The organism is Cohnella soli (assembly GCF_042655525.1).
Lineage (GTDB): Bacteria > Bacillota > Bacilli > Paenibacillales > Paenibacillaceae > Cohnella > Cohnella soli.
The window spans coordinates 389,454-402,503 of record NZ_JBHSMI010000028.1; the positions used below are offsets into that span (position 1 = coordinate 389,454).

Consider the following 13,050-nt stretch of genomic DNA (forward strand, 5'->3'; position numbering starts at 1 on the left):
GGGAGGATCTGCAATTGGTACAGAAAATCAGATCAAAAACGGCGGCACTGACGATGACAGCAGTTATCGCGGCAACGCTGCTGGCCGGCTGCGGCAGCAATAACGACAAGGCGTCGGAAAGCCCGAAAGCAAGCGACAGCTCATCGCCGTCCGCATCGGCTTCCGCTTCGACGGAACCGAAGAAAGACGTTACGATTACGTTCGCTAGCTCGCAAGGGTGGGTGAACAAAGGCTCGAAGATCGATTCTGAGCTCATTGACGCGTTCACCGCAGAGACAGGCATTCATGTCGACCTGCAGCTGATGCCGGACGATCAATACGCGAACGTATTGAAGACAAAGCTTGCTTCCGGCGAAGTTCCCGATATTTTCATGGTCGGCGCGGGTGCGGGAGCACAGAAGTTCTTCCCTGAGAAATATTTCGCTGATTTGTCGAACGAGCCGTGGGTATCCCGCTATGCGAACTACGCGAAGATCGGCACGACGATCAATGGCAAAATCAACGGCTTCATGACGTGGAACGTTGACGGATGGGGCGTGCTGTACAACACGGCTATTTTCGAGAAATACAACCTGGCTGTGCCGAAAACGTTCGACGAGCTGACGAAAGTCAGCGACACGCTGATCGCGAACGGAGTGAAGACGCCAATCTTCATGCTCGGCAAAGAAGCTTGGTACTGGGCGATCTGGCTGTCGCAATTCGGTCCGGCCGCCGAGAAAGCGCATCCGGGACTGTATGACAAGCTGAACAAGAACGAAGCGAAATTCGCCGACATTCCGGAGTTCGAGACGTTCCTGACGCAGTTTAAGCAAATGTACGACAAAGGTTATTTCGGTAAAAACTCGCTGTCCAACGCATGGGATTCCGGTTATGAAGCGATGGGCAAAGAGCAAGCGGGCATGATTCTGATGTACCAGTCTTACCAAAGCGAAGTGACGGCGAAGTATCCGGAGTCCAAAGCGGACCAGTGGAAAATGTTCCCGATCCCGCTTGCGGGCAACGATATGTACTCGCACTCGGCGGGCGGCAACATGCGGGTGGCGTACAAAGACTCCCCGAACCTGGACAGCGTAAAGAAATTTTTCGACTTCCTGGCCAAAGCGGACAACTTGAACAAGTTCTACGCGGGACGTCCGGACTTGCAAGGCAATCCGTCCTTCACCGACGTGGCGGGCAAGCCTTCGGAAGCGGGCAAATCGATCGTCGCCAACTCCCCGGGCGGAGAAGGCATCGACCTCGAATACGGCGTCACGTTCTGGGACAACACGGCTGTCGGCAAGTACATTCAGGAAATGATGCTCGGCGGCAAAACGCCGAAGCAAGTGCTGGAAGCGATCGACAAAGACCGCGGCAGACTGTTCGCGGCGGTTAACCAATAATCGATTGCGAGAGTGGAAGGTAGATATCCGGCCGGAATGACGGGGTTGCACATGACGATCCGATTTCCGGCCGGTTTCTTTTTCTAAAAGGCGGACAAAAAACAAACCGTGAGGTATGCCCGATGTATGTAACTAAAATCTATTCCAGAAAATTCGTTTTGCCGGCGCTTCTGCTTTTTTTCGTTCTGTTCCTGCTGCCTAGTTTTATGGGCTTCTACTATTCGTTAACCAACTGGAATTCCATGAGTGATGAAATCAAATTCATAGGGCTGCAAAACTTCAAAGATCTGTTCATGGACAGCGGCAGCTTTATGTTTATTAAAAATACGTTGTTGTTCGCCGTCTTCTCCTCCTTATTCAAAGTGCTGCTCGGATTCGGGCTGGCGCTGATGCTGAACGAAGGTATCCGGACGAAAAACGCGCTGCGGACGATTTACTTTTTGCCGATTATTATCTCGAACCTGATCGTCGGATTGATGTTCCAGCAAGTGTTCCACCCTACGAACGGTATTCTGAACCAGTTTCTGAATACGATCGGACTGGGCAGCATGGCGCAAGCGTGGCTCGAAGATCCGAAATGGGTCATGTGGGCGACCACAAGCGTGGAAATCTGGAAAGCCGCGGGTTTCTGCATGGTCATTTTCCTGGCAGGTCTGCAAGCAGTGCCGAAGGAAATTCTCGAAGCCTGCGACGTGGATGGCGGCAATTATTGGAGCAAGCTGACTCGTATCGTCGTGCCGTTCATTATGCCTTCCATTCTAATCAATACGTTGCTTAGCCTGATTTCCGGCTTTAAGGTATTCGACGTCATCTTCGCGTTGACGAACGGCGGGCCAGGCAGGGCGTCGGAAGTCGTTAACATTACGATCTTTAACCAATTCTCGATGGGGAATTACGGGTACAGTACGGCACTCGGCGCGGTCATGTTCATTGCGCTCGCGATACTGTCCATCGGTATCATCGCGATCTTCACGAGAAAGGAGTCTGAAGGCTGATGCAGAAAAAAATGCGAATGCTGAACCTGACCAAGGAAATCGCGGCTTGGGTGATCAGCTTGATCATTATCATTCCGTTCATGATGGTGCTGCTGAATTCCGTCAAATCGGTCACCGAGTCCGCGACGATGAGTCTGAATTTGCCTTCGGTATTCCACTGGGACAACTACCTGGAAGTGCTGAAGGGCGGCAAAGTGTTTAAGGCTTTCCAGAACAGCTTGCTGATCTCGGGCGTGACGGCGATTATCACGCTTGTCGTATCGGCGATGGCGGCGTTTGTCCTCTCCCGTAACCGGAAGAGGTCGAACATGCTGATCTATTCGATCTTCTTGCTCGGGCTCGTTGCGCCGATGAACTACGTCTCGACGATGAAAGTGATGCAGATGCTGCACATCATCAATACGTACACCGGGGCGACGCTTCTGTACTCGGCATTGTTTATTCCTTTCACCGTATTTCTGTATTACGGATTTGTCGGCGGCATTCCGAAGGAACTGGACGAATCCGCTGTCATCGACGGCTGCGGCAGCACGAGGCTGTTTTTCCAAATTATTTTCCCGCTACTCAAGCCCGTCACCGTTACGGCAATTATCATCAACTTCTTGAACAGTTGGAACGATTTCGTCATTCCGCTCTACTTCCTGAACTCATCGGCTAAGTGGGGCATGATCATGACGATGTACAACTATTTCAGCACATACATTAGCTCGTGGAACTTGGTTAGCGCCGCGATGGTGCTGAATCTGCTGCCGATCGTGACAGTGTACATCATCGGGCAGAAATATATCGTGTCCGGCATGACGGCCGGAGCGGTTAAAGGGTAACGAGGGGGAAGTCGGTCGTGTCCATTCAAATCGACGAGAACAAGCGGCTGTTTGCCATCTCAACGGACCGTACGTCCTACGTGTTCGGGGCCGACGCCAAAGGGAATCTGCTTCACCACTATTGGGGGGACAAAGTTCGGATCGAAGACTGCGCGAACTTGACGCAGGCCTTTTACCATTCTCACTTCGATGCGGAAGTCGAGCGGGAGAAGGAAGAGATCAGCCCGTGGGGCGGGCTTAACTTCGTCGAACCGAGCCTGAAAGTGCGGTACAGCGACGGCGTAAGGGATTGCAGCTTGCGGTATGCCGAGTATGCGCTGGCAGAAGAAGGCGGTATTGAAACGCTGACGATTACGATGAATGACCCGCATTACCCGCTCGAAGCGAAGCTCGAATACCGGGTGATCGCCGATCTGGATCTGATCGAAAGACGGGTGCGCATTATTAATGAAGGAACCGAAGACATTCGGATCGAAGCCGCCCATTCCGCCGTCTGGTGTATCCCGTCGCTTCAGGCTTACCGCCTAACTCACGTGGCGGGGAAATGGGAGAGCGAGACGAACGTCAGATCGACTGCGCTGACCGAAGGGAAAAAGGTGCTCGAAAGCCGAAGAGGCATTACGAGTCATCATGCCAATCCATGGTTTGCGATCGACGACGGACATACGGATGAAACGTACGGACAAGTATGGTTCGGTGCGCTGGCGTGGAGCGGCAATTGGAAAATAACCGCCGAGCAAACCGCCTTCGGCCATGTTCGGGTCGTCGGCGGCGTTAACGATTTCGATTTCGAATGGCTGCTGCAGCCGGGAGAGACGTTCGAGACGCCCGTGTTTACCGGTGGATATACAGGACACGGGTTCGGGGACATGAGCAGGAAGTTCCACCGGTATCAGTTGACGCATATTCTGCCATCCGGTTTATCGAGCGGGCCGCGCAAAGTGCTGTACAACTCTTGGGAAGCGACGACGTTTGACATTCGGGTAGAAGAGCAGCTTGCGCTAGCCGACAAGGCGGCCAAGCTCGGAGCGGAGCTGTTCGTCGTGGACGACGGCTGGTTTGGCAAGCGCAACAACGACCAAGCTGGTCTTGGCGACTGGTATGTAAATGAAGAGAAGCTGCCGAATGGCTTGGGCGAGCTGATCGGGCCGATCAACGCCATGGGCATGGACTTCGGCCTGTGGGTCGAGCCGGAGATGGTGAATCCGGACAGCGATCTGTACCGGGCACACCCCGACTGGGTGTATCACTTCCCGAACCGCGACCGGTCGACGGCGCGCAATCAATTGGTGTTGAACCTGGCCCAGCCGGAAGTGAAACAGTTTATTCTTGGCTTTATGACGAAGCTGTTGTCCGAGAACAACATCAAGTTCATTAAATGGGATATGAACCGGGCGATCAGCGAGCCCGGCTGGCCGGAAGCGCCGCCGGAGCGGCAGCGCGAAATATGGGTTCGGCATGTACAGCATTTGTACGAAATATGGGCGGAATTGCGGCGCCAATTCCCGGATGTCGCTTTCGAGTCGTGTTCGAGCGGTGGGGGAAGAATCGACTTCGGCATATTGCGCTATGCGGATCAAGCATGGGTAAGCGACAATACCGATGCGTTCGACCGGCTGGCGATTCAGGAAGGCTACTCGTACGTCTACTGCCCGAAGGCGATGATGAACTGGGTAACAGACTCTCCGAGCCATGCCAATCGGCGGGCGGTGACGTTGAAATACCGGTTCCATTCGGCGATGGCCGGGTCGCTTGGTATCGGCGGGAATCTGAATCGGTGGACGGAAGACGAGCTGAAGGAAGCGGGCGAACTGATTGCCGTGTACAAGGAAATCAGGCCAATCGTTCAGCACGGTCGCCAGTATCGGTTGCTGGCGCCGAGAGAAGGTTCGCTGTCTGCCCTCCAGTATGTAGATGACGACTGCAGGGAATCGGTTCTGTTCGTTTTCCTGCAAGCGCAGCAATTCGGAGACGGCCAGCCTCGCGTGCGTGTCGCTGGACTGGACCCCGAGCGGGTCTATCGCGTGGAAGGCGATGAAGCATTCGAAATGAGCGGAAGCGGGCTGATGAACATCGGTGTGCCGGTAGCGCTCTACGGAGATTATGATAGTGCGATGATTCGGATACGTGCGATTGACTAGTTTGCTAAGAACGGATAAGTAATAAGGTTTGCGAATTCGCTGCGTTAAAGCGTTGCCGGATATCCATCGTCGCAGCCTCCCGATTGTGATAGAATAGGGACGTTTGCACACGAGGACAATCGCGCGAGGTGTACGATTTCGCATGCTTCTCATTAATCTATTCATCTACTTAGGCATTATCGCGGCAGGCGTGTCGGGAGCGCTCGCCGGCATTAAGAAAGAGCTCGATCTGTTCGGCGTCGTCTGTCTGTGTGTGGCCACTTCGCTGGGCGGCGGTATCGTTCGTGATCTTCTGATCGGCAAAGTCCCGCCTGCGGCTTTCACGGATGCGACGCTTTTTCTCGTCAGTCTGGGCGCGGGGCTGCTAACGTGGATTTTCTATCAGAAAATCAAACGGCTGAACCAGCTAATGATCGTCAGCGATGCCGTCGGCCTCGGCGTATTTACGGCGGTCGGCTCAAGCACGGCCATGTCGCTCTATAGCGGCAACTCCTTCTTGATTTTGTCCATGGGGCTGATTACGGGCATCGGCGGCGGAGTTCTTCGCGATATTTTCTCGAAGGAAATCCCTTACGTGTTTAAGAAGGAAGTATACGCCATCGCGTCGATCGTCGGTGCCGCCAGCTATATTTTCATTCATGGTAAAGTATCCGAGACGTTCGCCATGTACGTCTGTTTGTTCGTCACGTTCGCGATTCGGATTATTGCGGTTATTTTCAAAGTGAACTTTCCGGTCTACCGAGAGAAGACGGACATGCCGGTGGATCAGTAGCGGGAGCGGCTCTTTGCGTGTTGTGCAAAATGGACTGCCTTAAAGTGCTCGCGTGACAGGGGAACATTCTTATTCAAACGCAAAGGACCTCAGCCCACCTGAAGTGGGGGCTGAGGTCCTTTAACGACGATGGTTTCGAATGAGTGTCGACTGATTGACAACTGGCCGAGCGCATGTGTATGAAAATTCATACAAAATCGGGCGGATCAGCAACTGGCCGAGCACATGTGTATGAAAATTCGTACAAAATCGGGCGGATCAGCAACTGGCCGAGCACATGTGTACGAAAATTCATACAAATCGAGCGGATCAGCAACTGGCCGAGCGCATGTGTATGAAAATTCATACAAAATCGAGCGGATCAGCAACTGGACGTCAGTGCCCCATCATCATGGATGCATCGGAGTCTGCAGCGGGTTTACCCAGTACGACCGGTTCGGCCTTCACTTTCGGCTTACGAAGAATTAAGCTCACCACGACGCCGACGCAAGCGATGCTCGCAGTCAGGAAGAACGTGTCGCCGAACGCCGCGGTCGAACCCGCGACGGGTTCGGTGCCGGCTGCCAGATGATGCGTAATCCGGGAGCTGAGGTACCCCGTCATGCCCGCGATGGCGAACGACATGACCACTTGCTGGCTCGCCGTCGTGAGCGGCGTGACGCGGCTCACGAGATTACGCGGAGCCGAATTCAGCACGTGCGTGTTCAGCGCCATCATCGACAGGCCCATTCCCATGCCCATCATGGCAAGCGGAAGCATGATCATGAATCTTGTCGTTTCCGTATCGATCGTTGACAAGATGAACAAGGCGCCGGAGATGATGCCCAGGCCGACGAAAGCGAGCGGGCGAGCGCCGATTTTGTCGAACAGGCGGCCGCCGATCGGCATGAACAGCGCGGAGCCGATTGCCATCGGCAATGTCGTCAGACCGCTTTTCAATGGCGTATAATGTAGAATGTTCTGCAAGTAGAGCGGCACCATGAGAATGGAACCCATCAACGCGATTTGGGACAGCCAAGTGAGGATGACCCCGCGTACAAAGTCCGACGAGCCGAATACGCGAAGCTCCAGCAACGGCTGCTTTTTATTTAGCTCGACGAAAACAAAGATGATAAGCGCGATGCCGCCGACAATAAGGCCGGTCAGTGTCGACGTCTCGGTCCAGCCTTTGCTGCTCTCGCTGACGCCGTATGCGAGCATCGAGAAGGCGATTGGGGCTAGAACCATGCCAAGCACGTCGAGAGCGGGGGTCTTCTGACGATCTCCAACTGGCAGGAACTTCATCCCGACGAACAATGCGGCGATGCCGATTGGCAAGTTAATCATGAAAATCCAGTGCCAAGAAGCGATACCGATCAGCCAGCCGCCGAGAATCGGTCCAGCCGCGGGGGCGAGAAGCATAGGGATGCCTAGCATACCCATGACGGAGCCTCTCTTCTCGGGCGGAGCGAGCTTGAAGATCATGGCGAAGCCGATCGGGGACACCATGCCGCCGCCGAGTCCTTGGATGACCCGGAACAATACGAGCTGTTCAGGCGTCTGGGCGATCGCGCACAGCACGGAGCCAAGCGTGAACATGGCGATCGTTATAAGGAAAATCTTTTTGGAGCCGAATCGGTCGGTCATCCAGCCGGCTAGCGGAATGACTGCCGCCAGCGCCAGCGTGTAGCCGGTAATCGTCCACTGGATCGTGCCGAGCGAAGTATCGAAATAATGCTGAAGGTTAGGAATGGCGACGTTAACGACGGTACTGTCGAGAATGACCATGATCATCCCGATGATGACGGCAAGAGCCGGCAAGATAATGGACTTGATCGAGAATTCCGCCTGCGGCGCAGAGGCGCCAGACGGCGAAGCTGTTGTCGTGGACATGAACACGTTCCTTTCTAATTGACGCTTGATCTTGACGGACGTAGCGTAAATGCCTATCATTGACTTATCGGTTTCCAGAAAAACCTGAGAGTCACGGAGCGACAAATCTCATTCTACAGATTTTCAGGAAGATGTCAAACCATTTTCGAAACGAGGGAATCCTTTGAGCATAGCGAAGCAAACTATCATGGAATCGGCAATGAGATTTTTTTCCGAGAAAGGCTACGACGGCACTTCCATTCAAGAGATCGCCGACGATTGCCGGATCGCGAAAGGCTCTTTATATAAATTTTTCCCCTCTAAAGAAGATCTTCTATTGGAGATCTATTTGACGCAGGTGAATAAGCTTTACGACAAGCTTGACGCGATTCGTCGGGACAAGGCGCTTGACCCGCGGGACGCCTTAATCCGGGAAATCGAATGCAATTTCGACTTTTTCCTGGAGAACAGATTCATCATGAGAGAGTTCAAGACACTGTCGTCAACGTCGAACAAGATCGGCCCCTTCATGCACAGAATGCGTTCCGGTTTGCTTGATTCTTGCCGGAACGGCCTGCTGCAATATGTGGGCAAGGACCTGGAGGCGCACATTTGGGAGATGGTATGCGTCTTTAGCGGAATTATGAAGGAATTCATGCATCTGGTCGTGTTCGACAACAAACCTCTTAACGTCAGGGATCTGTCGGCGTTCATCGCGGATCGGATCGACAGCTTGGCAAGCGATATCCGAAGGAATCAACGGGAACCCGTCGTACCGGGCTCGATCATGGAAGAGCTGCTTGTGGCGGGACATTCATGCTTCCGAACGTCGCCATTGGATCTACGGACGGAGCTGCTGCGGTCGGCGAGAACGACGATCCAGGAATTGGCGGTGACCAATCATCGCAAAAAAGAGCTGGAAGAGGCGGTCGCGTTATTAGAGGCGGAATTCGAAGGCGAAGAGCCGAAGCCGGTTATTCTCCATGCGCTGCTGCAGTTTTTGTCGATCGAGTACCCGCTCGCATGCATCGCCAAGCAACTGGAGAAATATGTGACCCCGCATTCGTGACGGAAACATCGCGAGAAAAAAGGGAGTAGCTTTGTCGATTGTAGGTCAAACTTAAAAAAAGTGTCACATGGCATAGGTCCAGGGCTATACAAAGACCATATGCCGTGTGATAAAATAAATAAGTTAACGGGACGTAAACTTATGGTTATCGGAATGTTAATGGAAGGCGCGAGAACGTAAAGCAGATACATACTTGTGAAAGAAGGGCTACCCGTGTTCCGGAAAAAAGACATTTTTTTTAAGACGCTGGAGGAAATGGCGGACCTCATCGTTCAGACGGTCGATCGTTTCGCGACGGCGGTGAACGGAGATTTACCTGATGCGACAGCGTTCGCGAAGGAAATGAAGGAATTCGAACATAAAGGGGACAAGCACACCCACATTATTCTGACCGAGCTGAACAGGACGTTCATCACGCCGATCGAGCGCGAGGACATCATGGAGCTCATCAAGAAATTGGATGACGTCCTCGATGGCATCGAAGCATGCGCTTCCCGATTCGAGATGTACCAAGTAACGAAAGCCGATCCTTATATCCGCAAATTCGGAGAATGCTTACGCCGCAGCGGACAAGAGATCAAATCCGCGATTTACCTGCTGTCCCAGAAAAAGCTGCTCGCCATTCAGCCGCATTGCGTCACGATCAACGAGCTCGAGAACGAAGGGGACGAGCTGATGCGTCAAGGCATCAAGCATCTGTTCCAGAACGTGAAGGATCCGATCGAATTGATCAAGCACAAGGAAATTTACGAACGCTTGGAGCAAACGACGGACTCGTGCGAAGACGTCGCGAACACGCTGCAATCTATCATTATGCGCAATTCTTGATCGGCGCAAGCGGGGACGGAAACGAATATATATGGATTATACACATTGGTTAGTCGTATTGATCGTCATTCTAGCGTTAGGCTTCGACTTCATTAACGGATTCCATGACACGGCCAACGCCATCGCGACTTCCGTATCCACTCGTGCGCTGACGCCTCGTCGAGCGATCTTGCTTGCCTCGTGCATGAACCTGGTCGGAGCATTGATGTTCACCGGCGTCGCCAAGACGATCGGGGGTAAAATCACCGACCCGTTTAAGCTCGAGCACGGCTTGACGGTTGTCATTGCAACGCTGCTCGCTGCGATCATCTGGAATTTGATCACGTGGTGGCTGGGCATTCCTTCATCTTCTTCGCATGCGATTATCGGCGCCTTGGCGGGAGCTGCGATCACGTCGGAAGGCTGGGAAGGCATTAATTATTCCGGTTTTATCGTCATAGTGAAATGGCTCATTCTTTCTCCGGTTGTCGCGTTCGTTATCGGCTTCTGCATCATGTTTATTCTGAAGCGGATATTCGCTCGTTCGAGCCCGCATCAGGTGAACAAAATGTTTCGGGGAGGCCAAGTGCTGACTGCGGCATTCCAATCGTTCACTCACGGTACGAATGACGCGCAGAAGGCGATGGGTATCATTACATTAGCACTCGTAACGGCCGGCATTCAGGATACGCTCGACATCCCGCTGTGGGTAAAGCTGTCCGCCGCGTTCGCTATGGCGCTTGGCACTTCGGTCGGCGGATGGAAGATCATCAAGACGATGGGGACGAAAATTTTCAAAATCGATCCGATGAGCGGCTTCTCCGCCGATCTCGGCTCTGCGTCCGTCATTCTGGGCGCGACGCTGTCCCATCTGCCGGTGAGTACGACTCACGCGATTACGTCTTCGATTCTCGGCGTCGGCTCGGCGAAGAAATTTTCTAACGTCAATTGGAGCATGGCCGGCCGTATTGTCGTCACTTGGGTCATCACGATTCCGGTCGTCGGCGTGCTGGCGATGTTGCTTTATTCCGTTCTGGCACTATTCCTCCACTAGGGCACGACACGCCCTGAATCGGATTCGCATCTGGACGCCGTCATCTCACCTTGGGCTGGAGGACACCTATGCTTGCATACACGGATCAGGCTAAGTCGAGCGTCGAACTGTTGCGGGAATTCATGGCGGAAGGTTCCGAAGCCCAAGGTCGCAAGCTGACGTTCTCAGGCGTAGGTAACCGCGACGTCTATAACATCTGCGCCCCGTTCCTCGATCGCGGAGAGCCGGTTATCGCCGGCAGGGTGGAGGACCGGGATAAGGAATCGTCCGAGGTTATGTTTTTCGTCGAGAGGCGGGGAGAATGGGTGCCGCGCAACGGTGCGCCAGTGTTCGCTCTGCAAGATCCATTCTTTACGTTTATCGCGGGCGAACTTGTCTTCGGAGGCGTCGAGGTGTACTTCGATGGAGACGATCCGCATTACGTAACGTCTTGGCGAACCGTGTTCTACCGCGGCGCTTCGATTGACGAGTTGGAGCTGTTCGCCCAAGGACCGCTGACGATGAAGGACATTCGGCTTATCGAGCTGGGGAACGGCAGGATCGGGATGTTCACCCGGCCGATGATGGTCGAAGGCGCAAGGGCGCTCATCGGTTATGCGGAGATCGGCAAGCTGGAAGAGCTGAACGAGGAGTCGATCAACGGGGCAACGCTGCTGCGGTTGCAGTTTATGCCTGACGAATGGGGCGGCGCGAACGAGGCCCATCTGCTGGAAGGCGGATGTATCGGCGTTCTCGGACATATCGCCTGGATGGAAGATAACAACATTCGCCATTACTATCCGATGGTGTTCGTCTTTAACCCCGAGGATGGTCGCTATACGCCGATCAAGCTGATAGCAGTCCGCAGCATGTTCCCGGATGGATCCGCGAAGAGGCCGGACCTCGAGGACGTCATCTTCAGCGGCGGACTGATCCGTAACGGCGACGGGACGGCTTCCTTATATGCGGGAGTCAGCGATGCGGAAGCTCACGTCATCGACATTCCGGACCCATTCCTGGAATATGAGCGGCTATTTGCTCAGCGGTAACACAATCGGCCTCAAGCGTAAAGGAAAGACGCTTGAGGCCGATTTGCGGTTCTTGGACGTGGCTGAAAATCTGGTGCCTTCGGAGTATTCAGACACACCCTAGGTTGTTTTTTTCACCTTGGCGGGTGAGCTGAGTTTCGTTCTCGATCCGGAAGAAGTTCTACTGCGCCGAGTGCGGCGATTACGACTGCCGCTGCTTCTGCGCCTACGTCTGCGCGGGGAGCCGGAATCTTTGGTGGCCGCTGCCGCTTTCCCGCTTTTGCTCATGAACAGCTTGATCATCGGCGCCACCTGCTGCATCGTCGACATGAACTTCTGCACTTTGCCCATCGTCGACAATATGCCTTCGATGCCGCCCAGGCGGTCGACCATCGCCTTCAAGTCGCTCAGGTTGGAGATGCCCGTAACGTTCGACAGGTTAAACGGGAGCGAGAAGCCGGCTTTGGCCGGGGCCGCGGGTGTAATCTCGCCCGCGGGGACGAGGGTTGCCGCATTTATGGACGCGGGAGAAGGATCGGGCGCGCCTTCGGGCCCGGGGAACTCGCTGGCGCTAAAGCCGTTCATCCAGTTGCGCAAGTTGGGCGGTTCCATTTCCCTCATGAAGTCACACCCTTTTTTACTGTCAGCTTATGACGGCTTTCGCCTCCGGGCGTGGACGAATGCCCGCATGCGGAAACATTTTACCTCTGCAATGCGTGAATACGGCGAAGCTTGAAGATTCGACTTGTACGAAGTACAATGAAAGCATAGGTGAGAGGAAGGGATGCTACCGCATGCAACTGAAGAAGCTGAATGATGCGACGATAGATCAACTGTTCGAATCCATTCTGACCTTGAAGAACGTGGAAGAGTGTTATGTGTTTTTCGACGACCTGTGCACCGTGAATGAAATCCAATCGCTGTCCCAGCGGCTTGAAGTGGCGAGAATGTTGGGCAAGGGGCATACATACAATCAAATCGAGACCGAGACGGGCGCAAGCACGGCGACGATCTCCCGCGTGAAGAGATGCCTGAATTATGGGAACGACGGCTACAAGCTAACGCTTGACCGCCTCGGCCGCTTCGGCAACGAGCTGAAGGCAGAGACGGAGTAAGGAACTAAATAGGTTATTGTGGTGGAGGAGCTGGTT

At 53.9% G+C, this 13,050-nt stretch carries 12 protein-coding genes; 10 read left to right on the forward strand and 2 right to left on the reverse strand.

The features are described 5' to 3' along the window. Positions 1-14: 14 nt before the first annotated feature. From ACFPOF_RS17975 to ACFPOF_RS17995, 5 genes are all read left to right on the forward strand, one after another. On the forward strand, positions 15-1,379 hold the full coding sequence (locus tag ACFPOF_RS17975; RefSeq protein ID WP_378135088.1) for an ABC transporter substrate-binding protein: 1,365 nt from the start codon (positions 15-17) through the stop codon (positions 1,377-1,379). A 122-nt stretch (positions 1,380-1,501) separates the two neighbouring features. After that, positions 1,502-2,374 (forward strand): carbohydrate ABC transporter permease, encoded by an 873-nt coding sequence (locus tag ACFPOF_RS17980; protein ID WP_378135090.1) that lies wholly within the window; start codon positions 1,502-1,504, stop codon positions 2,372-2,374. Next, entirely contained in the window at positions 2,374-3,198 is an 825-nt protein-coding gene (locus ACFPOF_RS17985; RefSeq protein ID WP_378135092.1) for a carbohydrate ABC transporter permease, read from the forward strand. Before ACFPOF_RS17980 ends, ACFPOF_RS17985 begins: the two co-directional genes overlap by 1 nt. Before the next feature lie 17 nt (positions 3,199-3,215). Then, the gene (locus ACFPOF_RS17990; protein ID WP_378135094.1) at positions 3,216-5,339 is read left to right on the forward strand and encodes an alpha-galactosidase; all 2,124 of its coding nucleotides are present in this window, start codon (positions 3,216-3,218) and stop codon (positions 5,337-5,339) included. A gap of 142 nt (positions 5,340-5,481) precedes the next feature. After that, entirely contained in the window at positions 5,482-6,111 is a 630-nt protein-coding gene (locus tag ACFPOF_RS17995) for a trimeric intracellular cation channel family protein (protein WP_378135096.1), read from the forward strand. A gap of 375 nt (positions 6,112-6,486) precedes the next feature. Here ACFPOF_RS17995 and ACFPOF_RS18000 read toward each other — a convergent pair whose 3' ends face one another. Further along, positions 6,487-7,983, reverse strand: coding sequence for a DHA2 family efflux MFS transporter permease subunit (locus ACFPOF_RS18000; protein WP_378135098.1), 1,497 nt, complete (start codon positions 7,981-7,983; stop codon positions 6,487-6,489). Between the two features lie 187 nt (positions 7,984-8,170). Between ACFPOF_RS18000 and ACFPOF_RS18005 the strand changes: the two genes are divergently transcribed. The 4 genes from ACFPOF_RS18005 (at position 8,171) to ACFPOF_RS18020 (ending at position 11,920) form a co-directional block, all read left to right on the forward strand. After that, the gene (locus ACFPOF_RS18005) at positions 8,171-9,031 is read left to right on the forward strand and encodes a TetR/AcrR family transcriptional regulator (RefSeq protein WP_378135100.1); all 861 of its coding nucleotides are present in this window, start codon (positions 8,171-8,173) and stop codon (positions 9,029-9,031) included. A 213-nt stretch (positions 9,032-9,244) separates the two neighbouring features. Then, positions 9,245-9,859, forward strand: coding sequence for a DUF47 domain-containing protein (locus tag ACFPOF_RS18010; protein ID WP_378135102.1), 615 nt, complete (start codon positions 9,245-9,247; stop codon positions 9,857-9,859). Positions 9,860-9,890: 31 nt separating this feature from the next. Then, positions 9,891-10,892, forward strand: a complete 1,002-nt coding sequence (locus ACFPOF_RS18015; protein WP_378135104.1) for an inorganic phosphate transporter — start codon at positions 9,891-9,893, stop codon at positions 10,890-10,892. 68 nt (positions 10,893-10,960) lie between these two features. Then, a complete protein-coding gene (locus ACFPOF_RS18020) occupies positions 10,961-11,920 on the forward strand; it encodes a DUF1861 family protein (protein WP_378135106.1) in 960 nt (319 codons plus the stop codon). Between the two features lie 99 nt (positions 11,921-12,019). On the opposite strand, the gene ACFPOF_RS18025 is transcribed toward ACFPOF_RS18020, so the two are convergent. After that, a complete protein-coding gene (locus ACFPOF_RS18025) occupies positions 12,020-12,520 on the reverse strand; it encodes a hypothetical protein (RefSeq protein ID WP_378135108.1) in 501 nt (166 codons plus the stop codon). Positions 12,521-12,693: 173 nt separating this feature from the next. Here ACFPOF_RS18025 and ACFPOF_RS18030 point away from each other — a divergent pair, with 173 nt between their 5' ends. Further along, positions 12,694-13,014 (forward strand): YerC/YecD family TrpR-related protein, encoded by a 321-nt coding sequence (locus tag ACFPOF_RS18030; RefSeq protein ID WP_378135110.1) that lies wholly within the window; start codon positions 12,694-12,696, stop codon positions 13,012-13,014. Positions 13,015-13,050 lie beyond the last annotated feature (36 nt).

Bases quoted from the DNA above. Each gene is read 5' to 3' on its own strand.
- ACFPOF_RS17980 (WP_378135090.1), top strand. From the start codon at position 1,502: ATGTATGTAACTAAAATCTATTCCAGAAAATTCGTTTTGCCGGCGCTT.
- ACFPOF_RS17985 (WP_378135092.1), top strand. From the start codon at position 2,374: ATGCAGAAAAAAATGCGAATGCTGAACCTGACCAAGGAAATCGCGGCT.
- ACFPOF_RS17995 (WP_378135096.1), top strand. From the start codon at position 5,482: ATGCTTCTCATTAATCTATTCATCTACTTAGGCATTATCGCGGCAGGC.
- ACFPOF_RS18000 (WP_378135098.1), bottom strand. From the start codon at position 7,983: ATGTCCACGACAACAGCTTCGCCGTCTGGCGCCTCTGCGCCGCAGGCG.
- ACFPOF_RS18005 (WP_378135100.1), top strand. From the start codon at position 8,171: ATGGAATCGGCAATGAGATTTTTTTCCGAGAAAGGCTACGACGGCACT.
- ACFPOF_RS18015 (WP_378135104.1), top strand. From the start codon at position 9,891: ATGGATTATACACATTGGTTAGTCGTATTGATCGTCATTCTAGCGTTA.
- ACFPOF_RS18020 (WP_378135106.1), top strand. From the start codon at position 10,961: ATGCTTGCATACACGGATCAGGCTAAGTCGAGCGTCGAACTGTTGCGG.
- ACFPOF_RS18025 (WP_378135108.1), bottom strand. From the start codon at position 12,520: ATGAGGGAAATGGAACCGCCCAACTTGCGCAACTGGATGAACGGCTTT.
- ACFPOF_RS18030 (WP_378135110.1), top strand. From the start codon at position 12,694: ATGCAACTGAAGAAGCTGAATGATGCGACGATAGATCAACTGTTCGAA.